This window comes from Ensifer sp. GW823-FHT05D09 (genome assembly GCF_058795755.1).
Genome location: NZ_JBXAIA010000008.1, coordinates 186,515 through 207,175 on the forward strand (window position 1 = coordinate 186,515; position 20,661 = coordinate 207,175).

At 61.9% G+C, this 20,661-nt stretch carries 16 protein-coding genes; 7 read left to right on the plus strand and 9 right to left on the minus strand.

The annotated features are described in order from the left end of the window. Positions 1–11: 11 nt before the first annotated feature. On the plus strand, positions 12–1,598 hold the full coding sequence (locus tag AC1Q80_RS22045) for a glucosamine inositolphosphorylceramide transferase family protein (RefSeq protein ID WP_173423285.1): 1,587 nt from the start codon (positions 12–14) through the stop codon (positions 1,596–1,598). On the opposite strand, the gene AC1Q80_RS22050 is transcribed toward AC1Q80_RS22045, so the two are convergent. Both AC1Q80_RS22050 and AC1Q80_RS22055 read right to left on the minus strand, forming a co-directional pair. Then, a complete protein-coding gene (locus AC1Q80_RS22050; RefSeq protein WP_492361846.1) occupies positions 1,519–2,319 on the minus strand; it encodes a 4'-phosphopantetheinyl transferase family protein in 801 nt (266 codons plus the stop codon). The two genes, AC1Q80_RS22045 and AC1Q80_RS22050, sit on opposite strands and share 80 nt — an antisense overlap. Beyond that, on the minus strand, positions 2,309–3,490 hold the full coding sequence (locus AC1Q80_RS22055) for a DegT/DnrJ/EryC1/StrS family aminotransferase (protein ID WP_173423284.1): 1,182 nt from the start codon (positions 3,488–3,490) through the stop codon (positions 2,309–2,311). Before AC1Q80_RS22055 ends, AC1Q80_RS22050 begins: the two co-directional genes overlap by 11 nt. A gap of 275 nt (positions 3,491–3,765) precedes the next feature. Between AC1Q80_RS22055 and AC1Q80_RS22060 the strand changes: the two genes are divergently transcribed. Next, positions 3,766–5,490, plus strand: coding sequence for an FAD-dependent oxidoreductase (locus AC1Q80_RS22060; protein ID WP_492361847.1), 1,725 nt, complete (start codon positions 3,766–3,768; stop codon positions 5,488–5,490). 129 nt (positions 5,491–5,619) lie between these two features. On the opposite strand, the gene AC1Q80_RS22065 is transcribed toward AC1Q80_RS22060, so the two are convergent. The 7 genes from AC1Q80_RS22065 to AC1Q80_RS22095 all read right to left on the minus strand — a co-directional run bounded on the left by AC1Q80_RS22065 (position 5,620) and on the right by AC1Q80_RS22095 (position 15,144). Further along, entirely contained in the window at positions 5,620–6,441 is an 822-nt protein-coding gene (locus tag AC1Q80_RS22065) for a methyltransferase, TIGR04325 family (RefSeq protein WP_492361848.1), read from the minus strand. A gap of 46 nt (positions 6,442–6,487) precedes the next feature. Beyond that, a complete protein-coding gene (locus AC1Q80_RS22070; protein ID WP_492361849.1) occupies positions 6,488–7,966 on the minus strand; it encodes an oligosaccharide flippase family protein in 1,479 nt (492 codons plus the stop codon). 483 nt (positions 7,967–8,449) lie between these two features. Next, the gene (locus tag AC1Q80_RS22075; protein ID WP_173423280.1) at positions 8,450–9,127 is read right to left on the minus strand and encodes a sugar transferase; all 678 of its coding nucleotides are present in this window, start codon (positions 9,125–9,127) and stop codon (positions 8,450–8,452) included. Positions 9,128–9,356: 229 nt separating this feature from the next. Continuing rightward, a complete protein-coding gene (locus AC1Q80_RS22080) occupies positions 9,357–10,664 on the minus strand; it encodes a glycosyltransferase family 4 protein (protein WP_492361850.1) in 1,308 nt (435 codons plus the stop codon). 4 nt (positions 10,665–10,668) lie between these two features. Further along, entirely contained in the window at positions 10,669–11,607 is a 939-nt protein-coding gene (locus tag AC1Q80_RS22085) for a glycosyltransferase family 2 protein (RefSeq protein ID WP_492361851.1), read from the minus strand. Continuing rightward, complete coding sequence (locus tag AC1Q80_RS22090; RefSeq protein WP_492361852.1) at positions 11,586–13,859, minus strand: GumC family protein; 2,274 nt, start codon at positions 13,857–13,859, stop codon at positions 11,586–11,588. Before AC1Q80_RS22090 ends, AC1Q80_RS22085 begins: the two co-directional genes overlap by 22 nt. A 46-nt stretch (positions 13,860–13,905) precedes the next feature. Next, positions 13,906–15,144 carry a polysaccharide biosynthesis/export family protein gene (locus AC1Q80_RS22095; protein WP_234903108.1) on the minus strand — a complete coding sequence of 413 codons (1,239 nt, stop codon included), beginning with the start codon at positions 15,142–15,144 and terminating at the stop codon, positions 13,906–13,908. Positions 15,145–15,562: 418 nt separating this feature from the next. Here AC1Q80_RS22095 and AC1Q80_RS22100 point away from each other — a divergent pair, with 418 nt between their 5' ends. The 5 genes from AC1Q80_RS22100 to AC1Q80_RS22120 all read left to right on the plus strand — a co-directional run bounded on the left by AC1Q80_RS22100 (position 15,563) and on the right by AC1Q80_RS22120 (position 20,654). Further along, positions 15,563–16,741, plus strand: coding sequence for a glycosyltransferase (locus AC1Q80_RS22100; protein ID WP_173423276.1), 1,179 nt, complete (start codon positions 15,563–15,565; stop codon positions 16,739–16,741). 114 nt (positions 16,742–16,855) lie between these two features. Beyond that, positions 16,856–17,083 carry a hypothetical protein gene (locus AC1Q80_RS22105; RefSeq protein WP_209790168.1) on the plus strand — a complete coding sequence of 76 codons (228 nt, stop codon included), beginning with the start codon at positions 16,856–16,858 and terminating at the stop codon, positions 17,081–17,083. Positions 17,084–17,375: 292 nt separating this feature from the next. Then, the gene (locus tag AC1Q80_RS22110; RefSeq protein ID WP_209790167.1) at positions 17,376–17,903 is read left to right on the plus strand and encodes a DUF992 domain-containing protein; all 528 of its coding nucleotides are present in this window, start codon (positions 17,376–17,378) and stop codon (positions 17,901–17,903) included. Positions 17,904–18,285: 382 nt separating this feature from the next. Continuing rightward, positions 18,286–19,281, plus strand: a complete 996-nt coding sequence (locus AC1Q80_RS22115; protein WP_492361853.1) for an LLM class flavin-dependent oxidoreductase — start codon at positions 18,286–18,288, stop codon at positions 19,279–19,281. A 23-nt stretch (positions 19,282–19,304) separates the two neighbouring features. Beyond that, positions 19,305–20,654: an LLM class flavin-dependent oxidoreductase gene (locus AC1Q80_RS22120; protein ID WP_492361854.1), complete on the plus strand. Its 1,350-nt coding sequence runs from the start codon at positions 19,305–19,307 to the stop codon at positions 20,652–20,654. The last annotated feature ends 7 nt before the right edge of the window (positions 20,655–20,661 follow it).

The window sequence follows — 20,661 nt, forward strand, 5'->3', positions numbered from 1 at the left end:
AGGCAACATCCATGCGTGTCACAAGCCTCCCCTTGCGCATCGGCATCCTGGTCGAGCAGAACGAGGGCTTCGAGAATTGGCAACTGATGGTCTTTGACCGGATCGTTGCGGATCCGAGATATGCCCTGACTGCCTTGCTCGTTCACCCCGCGCCCTATGGGGCCGGTCGGAGGTCTGTGTTCTTCAAGCTTGCCCATCGGCTGGAGCAGACGGCGTTCGGCCGTCAGGCGGCATACAATCCGTGCAACTTCGATGCGCACAAGCAACGCATCGTGCCATTGGCATCGGCGGAACCTGGTGCGGCGCAGGCGCAAGTGGCGGAGCTTGGCCTCGACCTGGTGATCCGCATGACGCCGAATGGTCTTCCTGACGACGCCGTGCGCGAGTTGCCCTATGGCGAATGGGCGCTGTCCTTCTCCGATCAGAAATCGGGAGCGGGTGAGTGGTTCAGCTATCTCGAGGTTGCAACCGGCGCGCCGTCCGTGGACCTGGCGCTCTACGTTCGGCTCGGGGCGTCTGCCTCGTCCGTTGCAATTGCGTCGTCGTCCTTCAACATCAAGTTCAGCGCGGTCAGGAACATCAACTTCATCAAGGAGCGTGCGGCCACCCTTTTAGTGCGCGAACTCTCGCGGTTGGCCGATACAGGGGAACTGATCACCACGCCACTGCCGGCGCGCCGCCAAGCCTCGCCGCCGTCGATCGACGAATTGGCGCGATATCTCGGCATCCTGAGCGGTCATCTTGTCGGACGGGTGAAGAAGGCCGTGCAGCACAAGGCCGGGACAGGGGCTGCCGTCTGGACGCTCTTTACCGGCAGCGGCCGGATCGACGATTTCGAACCGGGCGGATCCGTCGAGATCCCACCGACGGCGACGGACATCAAGGCGGATCCGTTTCTGCTTCAGCATGAGGACGAATGCTACCTGTTCTACGAAGCCTATGCCGATGGCGACCGCAAGGCGCATATCGCGGTCGGTCGTTTTGACGGCGACCGGCTCGAGCCGGTGGGCGTAGCGCTGAATTGCGACTACCATCTGTCCTACCCGTTCGTCTTTCGCGACGGCGACGACATCTTCATGATGCCCGAGACACATCAATCCAAGCGCATCGAGATCTGGCGCTGCGTCGAATTTCCACTGAAGTGGGAGTTGCACGCAACGGCACTCAACGGTTTGTCCGCCGCAGACAGCATACTGACACGTCACGAGGGGCGGTGGTGGCTGTTTACGAACCTGTCGGAGTTTCACGCCTACGAGGACCATTGCAGCGAACTTCACGTCTTTGAAGTCGATGGACCGGGGCTGGCACGCATCACGCCGCACAAGCGCAATCCGGTGGTGCTCGGCAGCACGGTTGCGCGCAATGCCGGCCGTATTTTCGCGCGCGAAGGACGTGTGTTCCGCCCGTCGCAGCACAATGCGCACGGGATCTACGGCTATGGGCTGAACATCATGGAGATCGAGCAACTGGACCTGGAGAACTACCGCGAACGATGCATCAGGACGATCAAGCCCGATTTCAAACCGGGCTTGCTCGGTTGCCACCACTTTGACGCGGCCGGGGATCGTTATGTGCTGGATGCGCGACTGACGCTTTGAGCGTCAGCACATCGTCATTCCAATAACGAAGATGCACGGCGTTGCCGAGGGTGAGCGCCGCCAAGGTGCCGGCGAAACCCGTCGGCGTCGCGAGGTCGAACAGACTCCAGTTCAGCGGCGCGTCCTGATCACCATCCAGCGATTCGAGCTTTGGACGGGAGGTCGCGTCGACGGTCACGTCGAAGGAGTCAAGCGGTAGCGACAGCCCGGCGCCATGGGCCTTCACGAAGGCTTCCTTGCGCGTCCAGCAGCGATAAAACGCGTGCAGATAATCGTCGCCGCGGAATGCGGCCAGAGCCTCGCACTCGCGCTTCGAGAAGAAATGCCCCGCAATATCCTCCTTCAGAGGCTTGATCGCCTCGACGTCGATGCCGACAGGGTAATGGTCGGAAATCGCCAGCATCGCCACGTCCGCGCTGTGGCTGAGATTGAACTGCAGCAACTCCGATGCGCCGGCGATGCGCGGTTTGCCGAAGACGTTGCAGGAAAGACCGATGCGGTGCGGCGGAAGGTGGAGGTAGTGACCGAGCACCAGGCGCAGGCCGGCACGGCCGGCAATGAAACGTTGTCGATGTTCCGGATAGACGAAACGCGAGGCTCGCGCCCTTTCCTCGCCGCTCAATATCGGGAACAGGCGATCGATTTCCCGCTCGGTCTGGTCGAGGTTCCAGCGCCAGATATCGATGAAATTGGGACCGATCCGGTCCAGACTAGGTCGCATAGACGAGGCTCCCCTTGGCGGCGGGTCGCTGGCGCACCATGCGTCGGGCGAAATAGGTCATGAGCGGCAAGGGATAGTTCTCGCCGAGCCCGATGCGGCATGTCCTCTTGAGAATATCGAGCGACCGCGGGCACATATCCGGGGCGTATTCAATCTTGCGGGAGGTCCAGGCATAGGGGTTCATCTTGGGATTTGCCGTGCGTTGTTCGAGCACCGGCAGCCAGTTGCTGTAGACGTGGCGGCTGGAATCGTAGAGGCGGTAGACGCCGCGCTTGTTTTCGGCCGCAAAGGCCTGCGCCTCCTCGGCCGTGTCGAAGATGACATGCAGGCCGGCGGCATTGTCCTGATCGTTGTGCGGACCGATGCGCATCGCGTTGCTGGACGACAGGATCTCGGCAATCGCATCGTAGTGACGACGCATGCGGCGGATCATCGGATCCAGCTTCTTCAGCTGCACGTTGAGCATGGCGCCCTGGATCTGGCTGGCCTTGAGATTGATGCCGAGCATGGGCGGCTCGTTGGCATTGTCGAGATGGCCGCGAAACAGCGCGCCGATATCATGGTACATGCGCGCCCTGGCAAAGAGCCTGGGATCGTTGGTCACGACTGCGCCGCCTTCGCCGATATTGATGTTCTTGAACTGGTTGAAGCTGAAGGCGCCGGCGTCGCCGATCGTGCCGACGCGCACCCCCTTGTAAGGTAAGCCGACCGCCTGGCAGGCATCCTCGACGACGATGAGCCCGTGGTCGCGGGCGATTTGCATGATGCGCTCCATGTCGCACACCATGTTCGCCATGTGCACGGGAATGATGGCGCGCGTATAGGGGGTGATCTTTCGCAGGATATCTGCCGGATCCATCGTCAGGGTCTCGTCGATCTCGACGATGATGGGGACGGCACCGACGGCAAGTGCCGCGCCCGCCGTCGCAATCCAGGTGTAGGCAGGCACCAGCACTTCATCGCCCGGTCCGACGCCGGCTGCCGCAAGTGCTGCTATGAGCGCGCCGGTGCCACTGCTGACCGTCAGGACATGCTCGACGCCGAACTTGGCGGAAAAATCCGCTTCGAAACGCGTGAGTGGCCCGTTGCCGTCGCTGCTGAAGCGGGCCAGCTTGCCCGACGCAAACACAGGAGCAAGTGCCAGCCATTCTCTCATACCTACACGCGCCATGCCTCAGTCTCCGATCTTTGCCGGCTCTCCGCGCTCGCCGACCATCGGCGTCCAGGGATAAGGATAAATCGCCTGCTGGGTACCGGCCCCAATGATCAAGCCTAGTCGCCTCGCGGCACCGTTTCAAAATGGACATCCGGCCAGCTGCTGAACAAAGTGTGCAGGCTGCAACTAGCCGAAATCAGTAGTTGCCCTACTCCCCTATGCATATTGGGAGATTTCGGTGCGAAAGCGCTGGTGCTACGACCGGTATGTAGCACGCGGGAGTTCTTTTCATGCCGATCCGTGATCTCCGATCAGCCCCCACAGGCACTGAGTTTCGTCCTGATGTGGCCATCGTCGGCGGCGGTCCCGTCGGTCTGACGATCGCGCGTGAGCTCGCGAACAGCCGCTGCCGGGTGTTCGTCATCGAAAGCGGCAGTGCCGACTTCGAGGCAGCGCAGCAGACCTTGAATGCCGTCGAGAATGTCGGCGAGCCGATTGCCCGAGAGGGCGTCGAAAGCCCGGGCAGGGGATACAACGGCAGCCTCGCGTGGCTGAATGACATAGCGCCCTTCGAGTTGCGCAATCGAGGGCTCGGCGGCAGCACACATACCTGGATCGGTAAATGCGCAAGTTTCGACGAAATCGACTTTGAGCGCCGGTCCTGGCTGCCGGTGTCCGGTTGGCCGATGACCCGCGAAAGCCTGGCGCCGGCGCTCGATCGCGCGGCACAACTGCTCAATCTCGGGCCCAATCTCTACGACGAGAGGCTCTTTCGCCGGTTGCATTCGCCGCCGGACGAACTCGGCTTCGACCGTGATCTGCTTCGCCCATTCTTCTGGCAGTTCAGCCATGAACGTGATCAGCACGGCGAACCCATGCGCTTTGCCCATGTGGCAGCCGAGTTGGTCGCCCCGAACATCGATATCCTGACGCATGCCACGGTCACGCAGATCCAGCTCGATGCGAGCGGCAGGCGCGTCGCGTCGCTCGATCTGCGCAGTGTTGACGGTGGTTGTGCAACGGTATGGCCCGAGACGGTCGTCCTCTGCGCCGGGGGCATCGAAAACGCTCGTCTGCTGCTGGCTTCCAGATCGCTGGCGGCGGGCGGTGTCGGCAACGCCAGGGATGTCGTAGGACGCTACCTTTCCGATCACCCGCGCTCGACACTTCTGCGCTTCGACCGGCCGGATATCGATGCCGTGGCCAGGCACTTCAATTTCTACGGTCTCGTGGATCACGGCAGGACCCAGTTCTATCTTCACGGCCTGCGCCTCAGTCCGACCGTGCAAAGACAGGAAGGGCTCGTCAATTGTGCGGCCTATCCCGTACAGATCCATTCACCCGGCGACCCCTGGGCCGCACTGAAACGGTTGATGCGGGGCGATCGCACGCGGATGGCGCGCGACCTGACCGTCGTCGCGCGGTCTCCCGGCTTTCTGGCAAAGGGCGCTTTCCAGCGGATGGTACAAAAACGAGGGATGATGCACAGATCCGACGAGCTGCGGTTCGATGTCATGGTCGAGCAGAAGCTCGATGCGGAGAGCCGCGTCACCCTGTCTGACCAAGTTGACCGGTACGGCGTGCCGATGCCGCGCGTCGCCTGGAAAATTGGCTCTACGGAGGTGCAGAGCGTCAAGCGGCTGGCGCGGGCATTGGTCTGCGAATTCGGGCGCAATGCGCTTCCCCAACCGCATCTGGTCGACTGGATTGCCTGGGACGAAGACGACAGAGCTGCGTTCACAGACATGGCGCACCCGTCCTGCACCACACGCATGGGTAGCGATCCGGCCACAAGCGTCGTCGATCCCGACGCAATGGTGCATGGTGTCGATGGGCTCTTTGTTGCCGGAAGCTCTGTCTTTTCCACGCCAGGTCACGCCAACCCGACCTTGATGATACTTGGCCTGGCGATGCGTCTTGCCGATCATCTGAAGATGCGATTGGAAAGGCGTTCGGTTCCTGTCGTGACACCGCGTGCGGTTGCCGAGGAAGCAGCCGTCGCCTCCGGAGCGTGACGCCAGACCCTTCCGGCGACAGTGCCGATCGGAAAATATGATGCACGGTGCCGTAACACTATAAATTTGCAGTATAATTCGTTGGGTCGAATCCAGTATGAGGACTTCGGCAGCACCGTTGCTCGTTCGTCATTGCAGCCGGAAATAGAAGCCGGCGCTTTCGCTCGGCCCCAACTCGGGATGTGTCTCGATCACATGTGCGAGTGACGGGATCGACCAGCGGTCGACAAGGCGATAGCCGAGCCTTTCGACGTCACTGCAAAAGACGTCTTCGTTGCGCATCTGGTAGGGCACGATTGCCTTGCCGATGCGCTCCAGCGTCACGACGGGGCTCCCCTTTCTCAGCGCCACCTTGTTGAGCAGGAGGTGGCGGGGCAGGGACGGCATCCGCGCCAGGAGGTCGGACAGCTGGATATCGAGATATTGCAGCAGTCCGGAGCCCAGAAACAACGGTACAGTGCCGGCATCGGCGATGCGCTCAACGAAATGCAGATTGTCGAGCTTGTCCTGCTCGGCCCTGCGCCGGCCCGCTTGCACGATGGCCGGCAGATCGTAGACCACCCAGCGGAAAGACCCGTCGAGGGAGAGAAGGTCGCGGAATGCCCGGTATTTCGTGCCCATATGTCCGCCGGCATCGACAAGACCGTCAACCTCACCCATCACCTGCCGCATCCAGAAAAGCACCGGGTAGTCCCAGGGGGCGACCTGGCACATCTTTTCGAAGGCGACCTCGGCGATCTCTTCGTGATCATAGCCGGCAAGTCCGTTGGAGCGGGCCGCCGCGATGGCGTCTTCGAAAGAACCATAGGCGCCGGTAAAACGCTGAGGGAAAGGCGAGAGGTAGCGCAGCCGGCCGCTCGCCGCCTTCAACGGCGTCAGGGAGCGGTTGAGGCTGCGCACGGCGCTGCGCAAAAGCGGATAAGCGGTGTTCTTGATGTCGCTGGTCAGCACGATGCATCTCCCCTGATTGTCGCGCTTGTTTTGTCTGGTTTGTCCCTCATCCGTGACGGCCGAACGCGAAGATGGGCCGCAAGGCATCACTCCATCGCTGCAAGATGGCCAGTGCCGCCACATATATCGCCGCGCCGGCGACCACCTGCAGGGCGATTGTCGACATCTGCCTGAGCGACGACGCTTCGGCTATCCGGCCGAACAGAAAGACGGCGGCCGCCATGGCGCAGACGGCGATTGCCACCAGGCCGCAGTCGCGAAGGACGCGGTTCCAGGCAAGTTCACCCTCGCGTGACTGCAGCCGCATCGAAATGTTGAACGAGAACACCGCGGCGACGCACTGTCCCAATGCTGTCGCAACCGCGCCGAACGGGGTCAGCAGAATGATCAGCCCGACGGAGATCGCGCCGTTCAACATGACGGCTTTCGGCATCCTGTGAATGTTGCCGCTCAGCGATAACAACGGCTCGGTCACATAGCCCGGGATCAGAAGTGTCTGTTTTGCGGCGAGAATTGCGACGAGGATCGCTGCCGGCGCCCATTTGTCACCCAGGACGACGTCGATGAGTTCTGCCGAAATCAGCGCGAGACCGAGATAGATCGGCGTCGAGATCGCCATCAGCACCGTCATGAAGGTCGTGGCTGTCGTCCCGATCGCCGCCCGGTCGACATCGCCCCTGTCTTTGCCGGCGGCGCGGCCGAAGAGGATCCAGGCCAGCATCCGGGCCGGTTCGCCCATCAGTTCGGAGAAGGCGGCAACGATCCGTTCGGCGGCGCGATAGTAGCCCGCCTCGGCTAGGCCGAGGAAGCTTCCGACCACCAGCGTGCCGGCGTAGGAACGGAAGAACACCACAAGCCGGTTGGCGACGATATGGCGCGAGAACTCCAGCACTTGGGCGGCGTATGCACGGTGCAGGCGCAGACGTGGCAGCCACCTTAGCATGATCATCGAGGCGGCAAGGATCGTCAGTTGTTGCGCCAATCGCCCGCAGATGAGCGCCACGATGTTCCACCCCAGCGAAAGCCCGCCGATCGCGACGAACAGCCCGATGATCTCGGCCGCAATGCGGATGATGGATTGGCTCTTCAGGCGCCCTTGTGAAATGAGAATGCCATCGTAAACCGTCGACAGCGACGCTGGTAGGTACCAGGAACTGAAGAGGGCGATCAGCAGCGCGTCCCAGCCGTGGCCCAGCATGTACATGGTTGCAGCGGCAGAAAGGCCAAGGATCGTCGCAACAAGCCCGGATAGCATCGACAGGGTCGCAAGCTGATCGATGTCCGTCTTGTCGACGCCGCCTTTCATGATGAATTCGCCCCATCCACCCTCGGCGACCACAAGAACGAAAATGGCGAAGGAGGATGCGAAGGCAAAGAAGCCGAATTCGGCGGCCGCTAGCACATGCGCCGCAACGATGAAGATCGACAGTTGTGCGGCCTGTGAGATGACTTTGGCGCACAGCGCGGCAAAGCCGTCGCCGATCAGATGCGGTAAGCGCAATGAACTGGGGAAGACGGATGACACCCGTCGCAACGGGAGAGTTGCGGTCTCGAACCAGCGGGGCATCATTGCACCACGACTGGCGGTAAGCGGCATTGATGAGGTGGCGGGGGCGTGGGCGGCCCGATCGGGCGAGCGAACGTTTGCCCACCGACTTTCGGGAAAAAACCCCGGTTGCCTGAAAATTCGAAACTCGTACGGTATGGTGTGCGTTGAAACCGTGATTCGGGTCTTGCCCCGTTTGTACGGTAGGGTGTGTTATGGCACGGACTTTGGCGCCCGCCGTTCGCCTGAATTCGACGGCGTGTTGCAGACACGGAGAAGTCGGGGGTACGCGCGGGAGAGGGGAGCTCGCAGTCGATGTTGAGACGGATCTCGTTGGACAAAGAGGGCGCCATGACCAATCGGTCTTCATGGAACACGAAGCTGGCCATTCGCTGGTTCGTGGTCGTGCTGTGCCTTGTCTTCTGGGCGGCCGTGATCTTTTTCATCTGGTAAACGCCCCCGTCAGATCTCGTTTGTTGCAAAGAGGACGACGCCCACCGTTTTTACGATGATCACGATGTCGAGATAGATCGACCGGGACTGATAGTAGTCGATGTCGAACTGAACCCGCTCGTCATAGGTGGTCTCCGGCCGTCTTCGGACCTGCCACATGCCGGTGATGCCGGGCTTCAGGCTTGTGTAATAGTGCAGGTTCGGGCCGTATTTTTCCGTTTCTTCCAGCGAGATCGGGCGAGGTCCGACAAGGCTCATGTCGCCGCGCAGCACGTTGTAGAACTGCGGCAACTCATCGAGACAGGTCATCCTGAGGATCTTGCCGAGCCAATGGACGCGCGGGTCGCCGACGAGTTTGCGTTTTTCCGTCCACTCCCGGTTTCGTTCGGGGTCGTTGGCCAGAAGTTCGGCAAGCCTTTCCGCCGCATCACGGCGCATGGTTCTGAACTTGAGGCATTCGAACATTTTGCCCTGCGCACCGACGCGGGCTTGTCGGAAAATGATCGGTCGGCCATCGACGATGACGAGGGCTATCGCTATCAACGCGAGTGCCGGCGCAAGGAAGACGAGCGCCAGGACCGATACGGTCACGTCGATCAATCGCTTGGACCTGCTACCGCGTCGTGCTGCGATGGTTCCGCGCGCGGTGTGTCCTTGACGTGCAGCGCCATCAGAAACAGACAGCATATCTCTCACCCCTCCCAACACCGTTCGCCTTTAACAGGCTGCCAGTGGGCGCCCGGATTTACAATCGATCCTGATGGGCAAGGCCTAGTCCAATGGAGGTACGCGCCGGGCAGGATTAATGCGCAGCCGGGTAAACCTGCTAATCGCGAAAGGGCCGTATGCCCGCCGGTTTCGCCAGATGAACGTGTCCCTTGCCGATCGATGGTTTGCAGCGACGAACGATGCTGTTTCATCGAACACCTCCATCATGCAGATCATGCGCGGTCCCAACTGTTGCCAGGCGCCGTCGCATGACATCGCTCGGGCTCCCGTTGGCGCGTTGCAGCACGCTCGCATAGAGAGCAATCAATTCGTCCGCCCAGGTTGCCGGTGAATGCGCGAGCCTGGCTGCCTCTCTCAGGCAGTTGTCGCTCATCCGATGCACCAATGCGTCGTCGGCGGCGATAGACTGCATCGCGGCTGCAAGATGTTCGACATCGGCAATCCGGAATTTGAGCCCACACCCCAGCGCGACGATCTCGTCGGCGAGCAATGCCGCGTCCGGCAGGATGACCGGTATGCCGCAAGAAACGGCTTCGAGCGCCGCAAGCCCGAACGGTTCCGGCACACGCGAGGAAACCACCACGGCGCGTGCGCTGCGAATGATATCCCGCATCTCGTCCTTGGTTTTCCAACCGTGAACCGTTGCATCGGGAAACCGTGCTTCGATGAGCGCGCGCCCGGCACCGTCACCGATGAAGTGAAGCGGCAACCCGGCAAGCGTCGCCGCCTTGGCCGCATCCTCAAAGCCCTTTTCGGGTTCCAGACGGCCGACGAACACGAAGTTGCGGTTGGTCCAGGGCTGGAGCCCGGTGTCGACAAAGGGAAGGACTGGATTGCGGATCGTTTCGATCCGGGTGCCATCCATGCCGGCACGCTCGAAATAAGCGCGCATCCTCTCGTGCACGACAATGATGTTTGCGGGCATTCGCTTGGTTGGAAAGAACTGCTCCCGCAGCATGTGCCGCGCGGTGCGCCAGGCCTTCTCGTGCAGACCGCGTTTGTCGCATTGAGTCGTCAGGCAATGACCCGACATCGGCTTCAACTCGCAGACACGATGGGTCTGGAAATTGACGAAGCCGCCGTTGGGGCAGGCCAGGAAGTAATCGTGAGCGTGGAGAACGACGCGATCCCGCACGGGTGCGAGTGCCCGAAAGATCGCCGGCGACAGGATCTTCGACCAGCCATGGACATGGTAGATCGTCGACGGTGTGTCGCGGCTGGAGATTAGCCCGCTCAGTCTCTCATAGACGGGCGGATCGTAGAGACCGAGACGTAGCGCGTCGCTTCGCCGCCGCTCCATCAGGGGAACGGCGTCGAGATTGATCGTATCGGCAGCCGGCTTGTTGGCTGGCGCGCCGTCGCCGGCAAAGAATGTCACCGGTATACCGCGCTGCTGAAGCAGTTCAGCCGACAGGATGGCGAGGTTCGTGGCGCCACCGACCCTGGTGGAGCGATCGTTGATGACGACGACGCGGTCTGGCGGCAGAGGAGCCATGATGTTACTCGAGCCTTTCGACGTTCTGCGGGGCGAGCCGACCGGTCAGCAGATCCACGACCGCGCGAGCATTGCCGCGCAGACGTCCTTTTCGATCGACCCACGGCTCCGGGTTCCAGACCTTGACGATGTTCGCGATCAGGTTTCGCCCCATCTGGACGGTGGCGTGACGGATGCTCATCGTGTGCTTGCGCATCAGGTAGATGGGGTTGGCGATCTGCGAGTAGCCGAACTTGATGCCAGGGGTGCGGGCTTTCTTCGTTCCAAGGTGGACACCCAGCAGTCGGCTCGACCGAACGACACGTCCATGCTGGGCAACCAGGCGGCTGAAATCGACATCTTCGAGCCAGCCGTAGAGTGGCAGATTTTCGTCAAAGCGCAGCCCTGAGCGCCGGATCGCGGCAGTCCTTACAGCCATGTTGCAGCCGTAGGCGCTGTAAATCGGCGCGAAGGTCGCCGGCAGATCCGGCCGAGACAATCCGGCCTCGATCATCTCAAGGCCATCGTCGACTGCGATGCCGGGGCCGATGATGCCATCGGCGATGACAGTGCCGGTGCACATGACGACATCGGGCTGGCTGGCAAACAGCGCCACGAGTTCGCTGACATAGGACGGAGCCATCAGGAAATCGTCGTCAAGGAACAGAATGATATCGGCGCTTACTTCCGCCAGTATCCGGTTGCGTTGGCGGCAGAGGCCACGTTCGGACAGGATCACGGTGACAGGGCAGGCGAGCCCCTCGACACAGCGAGGGTCCATATCCTCCGGCGACGACAGGCAGACATAGATCGCGTCCGGTTGCCAGGACTGCCGGGCGATGAGCGGCAGGACAGCGGAGAGAATGTCGCTTCGCCCGCAACTCGGTATGCCGATGGCGACCGTTAGCGGGCGAGCGGCGGGATGGTTATCCGTTGCCGGCATCATTTCTTGAACTTGCGCCATTGTTTTCGGTCCCAGCGAATGTTGGTCCGGCGAGGGCCGTCGCTTCTGTTGGAGATCACACCGAGCAACGCGACACGCGATTTGCCGAATGTCGATAGGGCCTCGCCGAGCCGTTCGACAGTCATCTTGTCGGATTGTCCGAGAACCACGACGATGCCGTCGAGATAGGTGCAGATCACGCGCGTGTCGGCTGAATCTTCGAAGCCGGACATGTCGACGATGATCACCTTGTAGCGTTGCCTCAGCAGTTCGAGTTCCGATTTCAGTGCCGGCAGGTGGCCGTAGCGTTGATGCCCGACCGCGGCCTTGCGCGTCTGTTCGACGGTCAGAACCGGAACGCAGCGCACCGCCTTGCCGTCGAATTCCTCGACGTGCTGTTGTCCCTCGCTCGACCTGCGCCTGGAATATTGGCCGGGAATGCCGAGGATCCGCAGGCTCTCCATGCCGAAGCCCGCGCCGTCCTCGGTGGCGACGCGGCTGAGGCGCGAGCCGATGAAATCCGCGTCGACCAGCAGGACCGATGTGCCTTCGTTCATGTAGAGTTGGGCGAGGTTGGCCGCAATCGTGGTCTTGCCTTCGCCGGGGCCGACCGATGTGACCCCGATGACTGCCGATGCATTGGCGGGGAACGCCGAATCGACGGAATTCTTCACGCCGCGCAAGGCCTCGGAGAACCGCGAATAGGGCATGTCCAGGACCGATCTGAGCGGCAGCATCGTGGAGGCGATTGGAGGCTGATGCGGGCGGGGGCTGCTTCTGAACATCGGCACGTGGCCGAGCGAGGTAATGCCGAGTTCGGCGCGCAGGCGTTCGCTGGAGCTGACGCGTCGGTCGAGGCCGTCACGCAGCACCGACAACATGAGGCCGGTCGCCAATCCGAACATCAGGGAGAACGGCATGATCGTCGAGGGCTTCGGCCAGGTCTTTCCCAAGGGCGCCGTTGCCGCCGTCACGATACGTGCCTTGCCGAGTGGAAAGGACTGCTTCTGCAGCGCGCCGATGAGCTGCTGAAGAATACCCTCGTACATGTTGCGATAGGTCGTCGCGCGGCTTTCCATCTCGGACAGTTCGACGCGTGCAACGTTCTTGCCGGCACCCGTCGCGGTCAGATTGGCAAGCTCGCTTTCGAGCAGCTTTTCGCGGGTCTTGGCGATCTCGACATTCGACTTGTAGAACTGTTCGATGCGCAGGAATTCGTTGCGAAGAGAGGCATCGAGCCGCGCAATGTCTGCCTCGGCGGCGGTAATTGCGGGGTTTCCGCTATCGTATCGCGTCTTGAGATTGTCGAGCTTGGCTTTCGCCAGGCGCATTTCTTCGTTGAGCTTCTGGATTTGCGGATTGTCGAGGCTGTCGTTGACGCTGCCGATCATCGTGTCTTGCGACATGAGCTGCTGCAGCGTCATCAGCTTGGCCGTATCGGCCGCCGTCGCAGCGCGCGCTGCGAGCATCTGGCTGCTGAGTTCGGAAAGCTGCTGCTGGTCGAGCGTCGACGCGGTGCCAACCGTCGTGATGTCGTTCTTGGCGCGAAACTCCTCCACGGTCATGGCGGCCGCGCGTGCCTGCGCGCCGACTTCGATCAGGCGACTTTCGAGCCACTTGGCGCCACTTCGTGCGGCGTCGGATCTCTCGTTCATGCCCGTGCGGATGTAGGCGCCGGCGATGGCGTTGGCCGTTTTCGCCGCCTTCTGTGGATCCGTGGACGAATAGCCGATCTCGAGCACGTAGGATTGGCCAACGCGCCGCACGGTAACACGCGAAAGAAACGCAGCCATCGTGCGCCGCATCAGATACTCGTCGTCGGCCGCATCATTGTCGGCGTTCTTGGTGCTTGCGGAGAAGAGCGAGCCGATCATGCCCCGGATCGAGACGCCGCCGCCGACGATCTCCGGGTCGTTGGTCAGGTCGAGCTGTTCGATGACGGCGCGGGCAATCGCTTCGGATTTGACGATTTCGACTTCGCTGGCGATCTCGGCCGCTTCGATGATGATCGTTCCGGTCGAGGCATCCTGCGACGCGATGCGCCCCTGTTCAGGGTCGATCACCAGGCGGACGGTCGCAGTAAAGGTCGGTGCCGTGTTGAGGATGTAGAACGCGCCGAGCGCAAGGCCGATCAGGCCACAAATCCCGATACGAACGAGGTGACGCCGCAGGAAGTCGGAAACATCGCGGAAGGATATGCTCTCCTGGCCGGCCGAACGCTTGGCGTCGAAATTCTCATCCATCACGATTTTTGAGATGTCATGCACGACCATTTGTGTTCCCCACGAAGTTCACTGCGCTTCAACCGATCTGCTGCTGCTACTGGGACTGTTCTATGCCGACCGACGTCAGAAGTTTCTTGTCCAGCGCTGCCGTCAGCGCCGAGCGCACGTCGAGCACGTCGCCCGGCACGAGCAGAGTTGCTTCCGTGACCTTCACGGCCGGTTCGGTGCCACCGCCATGGGTGATCCAGTACTCCAGCGGCTCAAGGTCCATCGCCTTCATGTCGGCGAAGCGGGAGAGCGAGGCGCCGTTGATCTGCAGCAGTTGCAGCGTCGTGCTTCGCTTGAGTTTCAGATCCTCGATCGCGGCTTCCGTCGTCTGCAGGTCGCGGCCGGCTTCCGTGCGGCGCTGCCCCTGCAAGGTCACCGCGTCGCGCTCGGTTTCGCTCAGTTTCTGCTTGGCACGCATGGCGGCGACCTGCAGGTCGAGCTTGTCGCTTTGCAGCTCGGCGACGATGCGCTCGAGCGCCGTCTGGCGCGACTTCGTCACCGTCTGGTCACTCACCAGTTTCGATACGCCTTTGAGTTCGTCCTGGGAAATGTCGATCTGGTGCTGCTGGACTGTCGTCTTTTCATCGAGCACGTCGATTTCGTTCTTGAGCAGCGTGCCGAGCTCGGAAAGGGAATCGAGTTGCCGGCGCATGGCCTCGAGCCGGGCGTCGAAGAGCGTGCTTTCGTCGCGCACGATCTGCTGGATGGCGGCGCCATCGGCAGCCTTGAGCGCCTGGGGAAATTCGATCTTGGCGCTGTCGGTGAACTCGGCCCTCAGCCGGGCGCGACGGGCGGCCAGTTGCATCATCTCGAGTTCCATCCGGTTCAATTCGCCGGTGTAGCGGATCTGCTCCATGTCCGAGTAGCCGCCGGCAGGGTTCGTGCGGCGTTCGCGTCCACCGGCCATGGCCACCGCCTGCATCACTGTCATGCCGGGCCGGAATTCGAGTTCGCTCGGCCGATCGACCAGCCCCGTGACGTAGATCATCGGGTAACGGACAACTTCGACGGATGTCTCCGGCGCCTTGCTGAGGCCGGTGCGTTCCTTCAGGAGATCGGCAATGGTGGCCGCCAGTTCCGAGGGCGTTCTATCCCTGGCCTTGACTTCGCCGACCAGCGGAACCGAGATCGTGCCGGCGGGCGAGACGACATATTCGCCGTTGAGCGCCGTCCATTCCTTGTATTCTCCTGTCGAGGCGACCCACTCGACGATCGCGACCTTGACCCTCGTTTGAGGTTGCAGGCGGAACACTGGCTCGGCTTGCGCCTGCTGGAGTGGAGCCAAAGCGCTTAAGCCTATCGCAAGACAGAGAGTCGAGGCACGGCCAAGGCACGACAGGCGATACGAAAGACTGTGATCGGCATGGGGCATGGGGCCTCGCAGATGTTCCTGCGCGCCGCGGTGCTGGACAGTTCAGCTTGGCGTGGCGCGTCGGATTGATTGTCGGCCCAAAACGTTCGAGGTAAATTCCCTGCGGTCTAATCGCGGCTAATCCCTTTAGGGGAGCAATTCTAAACCGGCGGCACCATCGGATAGGGTTGCCCCGGCCGATGGTTAGACACCGGTCGGCCGGCAACGACCCCTAAACCTTTCGAGTAGGACGATCGTTCCTTCGGATGCACTGCCGGACCGATCTTGGCGCTGTGCACGCGAGGTCCGTCTGCCCCATGCTGCGGCAGGATCGTTGCAGTAGGGGAGCGCCATGCGCGTCGCAATCGTTCATTATTGGCTGGTATCGATGCGGGGTGGGGAGAAGGTGATCGAGGCACTATGCGATCTCTATCCCGAGGCCGACATCTTCACTTTGGTTTATGATCCGGGCCGCGTGTCGGACACGATCAAGAAGCACAAGGTTACTTCGTCGTTCCTGCAGCGCATTCCCGGTGCCATCGGGCATTATCAATCGCTGTTGCCGCTGATGCCCTTCGCGCTCGAAAGTCTCGATCTCAGCGGTTACGACCTGATCATTTCGAGCGAATCCGGACCGGCGAAGGGGATCATCCCGCCGCCGCATGCAGCCCATATCTGCTATTGCCACTCGCCCATGCGCTACCTTTGGGATCACTATCACGCCTATCGGTCGAGTGCTGGCCTCCTGTCGCGGATGATGATGCCGGTTCTGGCGCCGATGCTGCGGACCTGGGACGTCAACACCAGCATGCGGGTGGACCGTTTTGTCGCCAACTCGCATCACGTGGCAGCACGCATCAGCAAATACTATCGGCGCCCGGCAACCGTGGTCTATCCGCCCGTCAGCACCGAGGACTTTGCGCCCTCGACCCAGATCGAGGACTTTTACCTCTGCGCCGGCCAGATCGTTCCCTACAAGCGGATCGACCTGGCCGTAGAAGCCTTCACGAAAATGGGCAAGAACCTGGTCGTGATCGGCGACGGCAAGGAACAGGATATCGCCAGGCTCAAGCGGATCGCCGGCCCGACCGTCACGTTCCTTGGTCGCGCACCCTTTGCCGTGCTGAAGGAAAAGCTCGCCCGCTGTCGCGCCCTGGTTTTTCCCGGCGAGGAAGACTTCGGCATCGTGCCTGTCGAAGCTATGGCAAGCGGCCGCCCGGTCATCGCCTTTGGCGCCGGTGGAGCGCTCGAGACCGTCGTGCCCAATCTGACGGGCATGCTTTTCGAACAGCAGAGCGTCGATGCTTTGATCAAGACGATCTACGCCTTCGAGGCACGGGAAGACGCGTTCCGCCCCGACGTCATCAGGGCGCACACGGCGCAGTTCAGCGTCAGGAAATTCAAGGCCGGCATGCAGACCGTGATCGACGACGAGCTTCGCCTGCGCCGTGCTTTGCCGTTCGGTGACGGAAAGCTGGCGATCGGCGGTTTCCAGATGCGTGAGCCCGAAAGCGCCACGCCGCTGCATTGAGCCCGCGCGGCACCTGGGATTGGCTGCCAACCGGCACGAACGACTGGGGTGCAACGTTCAAACGGGAGTTGCCGACGCGCCGCATGGGCTTGCTGTCGGCGGGAAGAGGTGAGCATGCGTTTTCTTGTTCGTCGACTGGAGGCCTTCAACCGGGATGAGTTGTCCGCGTGGCGGGGCGCTCAGCCGCTGCCGACCAAGGCCGTGCTTTTCGTGCCGCGCCTCGTCGAACTCCTGGTGATGTATGCCATTGGCCTGATCGCCCTTGCCGCAATCGTCCTCTTGATGGCGATCGGGTGGGTGATGGGTCTCGACCGCAAGACGCCCTCGCGTACTGGCTTCTGAAACGCGGGGGAATAACCGCTCATTCCTTTTTCAAGGCCACCGTGCGGTGAGGTTTTCTCACCACACCGGTCCCGGGCATCAGCAATCCTGTGTGTACTTGGCCGCAGCTGCCTCTAGGCGGGTGTTCTCCCGGAGCAACAGTCCGCTGCAAAATTCAATGCCGGGCCCCGCGTCCGGCGCGGTGCCTTCGAAATGTCCGATCGGCGTTCAACTGTGACGCCTCTGCAGCTCGATTCTTTTGCCGGAAGACCGAGTGCTGTTGATCAATAACGACCCGAAAAGGAGCGAACACATGAAAAAGACCCTTGCGATGGCGCTTGCCGCCGCCTCCCTGGCGTCTGCCGGTGCGTGGGCTGTCAATGCTGCGGACTTGCCGACCTACAAGGAAACCTACAGGGAGCCGGACGCGCGCAACGGCGTGAAGATCGGTTACCTCGATTGCAACATTGCCGGCGGTGCCGGCTATGTGCTGGGATCTGCCAAGGAAGTCGAGTGCGTCTTCCGTTCGACCGTCGGTGCCGAGGCTTCCGATCATTATGCCGGCGCGATCCGCAAGCTTGGCGTGGATGTCGGCTTCACCACCCGCAGCCGGCTGATCTGGGCTGTGTTTGCGCCGACGGCCGGCTACCACCAGGGTGCGCTCAGCGGTATCTACAAGGGCGCGACGGCCGAAGCGACGCTTGGCGCCGGCGTCGGGGCCAACATCCTGATCGGCGGCACGGCTGGTGCCATCCACCTGCAGACGGTCAGCGTCACGGGCCAGCTCGGCCTCAATGTTGCCGCCACCGGCACATCCATGACGCTCACCTCGGTGAACTGATCTTGTTTTCGATCGGCGCGCGGCTCTGCTGCGCGCCGATGCCTGCTCGGCGTCCGTGCATTTCCGGATCGTCGATCTGCCCAGCTGAGGCTTGCGACGGTAACACCCTCGTGCGACCGCGCTTGAGCGCTGGTCCTCCCAGGTGCCACGGCATCCCACCCAATTTCCCAATTTGCGAGCTCTCGTCACTTTGAGCGAGTGCTTACACTAACCGCGCCTGGCGCTCGGTGTTTTCGATTGCACAGCAAGGTCTAAGCGTGGGCGGGTTTTTCTCTCAAGCCGGCGCGAAATAGAAACGCATTTCTTATAATGCATATTGTCTATGTGTTTTATAGATTAATGGCGACCGACGGCGGCGCCGAGACAATCTGGAACACGTGGCATGTCCTATCTTCTCAGCCTTCTCGACAAGAGCCCCATCGATCCCGGCAGTACCGCCACCGACGCGCTGCAGACGACCGCCCGGCTGGCAGCGAAAGCGGAGGAGTGGGGTTATCACCGCTTCTGGCTGGCCGAGCATCACAACATGGCCGGCCTTGCAAGTTCGGCACCCGAAACGCTGATCGCCTACCTGCTGGCGCGCACGTCCAAGATTCGCATCGGATCCGGCGGCGTCATGCTGCAGCATTACAGCGCCTACAAGGTCGCCGAAACATTCAATCTTCTGGCGTCGCTTGCACCGGGACGGGTCGATCTTGGCGTCGGCAAGGCGCCGGGTGGCTTTCCACTCTCGACGCGGGCGCTGCAGATCGGCATCGACCCCGAGCGCAAGCCGGGTTTTGCCGAACAGCTGAGCGACCTCAACCACTATCTCGCGCCCGGCAGGACCGAAGAGGCAGACTTGCTGGCAACGCCGTTGCCGGCGCAACCGCCGGAGCGGTTCCTGCTCGGCGCCAGTGTCGAAAGTGCTGAGCTTGCCGCCGCGAAAGGCTGGCAGCTGGTGTTTGCCGCGCATCTCAACGGCGATCCTGAGAACCTCGAGCGAACGGTTGCAGCCTACGAGCGTGCGACGGGCGGCGGACGCCCTATCCTGGCGGTCGCGGCACTCGCGGCCGAAAGCGAAGAGCGTGCCCGCGAGCGTGTCGCAGGCCTTCGCATTTTCAAGGTTTTCCTCGGCAACGGCCAGAGCGTCAATGTCGGCAGCGAGGAGCAGGCGGCCGAATTCGCCCGTCAGGCCGGTGTCAGCGATTACCGGGTGGAGGAAAAGAGCCCAAGCGTGCTGCACGGGACGCCACGTCAGGTCCGACAGGAACTAGATGCGCTCCATCGCCGCTACGGCGTCAAGGAATTCGTGATCGACACGCCGGCGCTTCCAGCGGCCGAGCGCTTCGCATCGATCGAACTCATCGCAAGAGAGCGGCTTTCGCTCGTCGCCTGAACATCCGCAAGAGGATCTCGTCCATGACCCAGAAAAACGTCACCTTCGGTATCATGCTGCAAGGTCCCGGCGGCCACATGAATGCCTGGAAGCACCCGAGCGGTCCCGCCGATGCCAGCGTCAATTTCGGCTTCTTCGTCGACACCGCGCGCAAGGCGGAGGCCGCCGGTATCGCCTTCGCCTTCGTTGCCGACGGACTTTACATCAACGAACAGTCGATCCCGCACTTTCTCAATCGCTTCGAGCCGCTGACCATTCTGTCCGCGCTTGCGGCGTCGACTTCGAAGATCGGGCTCGTCGGCACCGTCTCGACTTCGTACAGCGATCCCTTCACCATTGCCCGGCAGTTCGCCTCGCTCGACCTGATCAGCGGCGGGCGTGCCGGCTGGAACGCGGTGACGTCGCCGCTCGAGGGTTCCGGCCGCAACTACGGGCGCGAGCATCCGGAACACGAGCTGCGCTACGAGATCGCCGACGAATATCTCGATGCGACCAAGGGCCTGTGGGACTCCTGGGACGACGATGCCTTCGTGCGCGACCGTCAGGCAGGCGTCTATGTCGACAAGACCAAGCTGCGCCGGTTGAACCACAAGGGTCGTTTCTTCCGCATCGAAGGACCGCTCAACATCAGCCGGTCGCGCCAGGGGCAGCCGGTCATCTTCCAGGCGGGAGCCTCCGATTCCGGCATTCGTCTTGCCGGAAAACACGCCGATGCGGTCTTTACCAATGGCGGCCCGATCGCAGACGCGCAAACTTTCTACAAGCAGATCAAGCAGAGCGCGATCGCGCAAGGGCGAAGGGCGGCCGATATCGGCCTGTTCCCAGGCATTGCCCCGATCGTCGGCGCGACCGCCGAGGAGGCGGAAGCGAAATACCAGGCGATCCGCGCGCTGGTCACGATCGAGGAGGCGCTGCTCTATCTCGGCCGGTTTTTCGATCATCACGACTTCAGCGCCTATCCGCTGGACGAGCCGTTCCCCGATATCGGCGACATCGGCAAGAACAGCTTTCGCGCAACGACAGACCGCATCAAGAAGACGGCGCGCGAGACCGGCCAGACACTGCGCGAGATCGCGCTCGATGTCGCAACGCCGCGAACCGCCTTCATCGGCACCGCCGAGCACATCGCCGACGAGATCATCCGGTGGGTCGATACTGACGCTGCCGACGGTTTCATCCTCGGCTTCCCGGTCATTGCCGAAGGTCTTGAAGACTTTGCCGCCCACGTGCTGCCGGTCCTGGAACAGCGCGGCTATTTCGACCCGCACCTGAAGGGCGAGACTCTGCGTGACCATCTGGGGCTGCCTTATCGCGAAAGCCGCTATGCGGCCCCGGAGGAAGACATCGAGCAGGGAAGGGCCGTCGGCGCCTGAGGCGTCG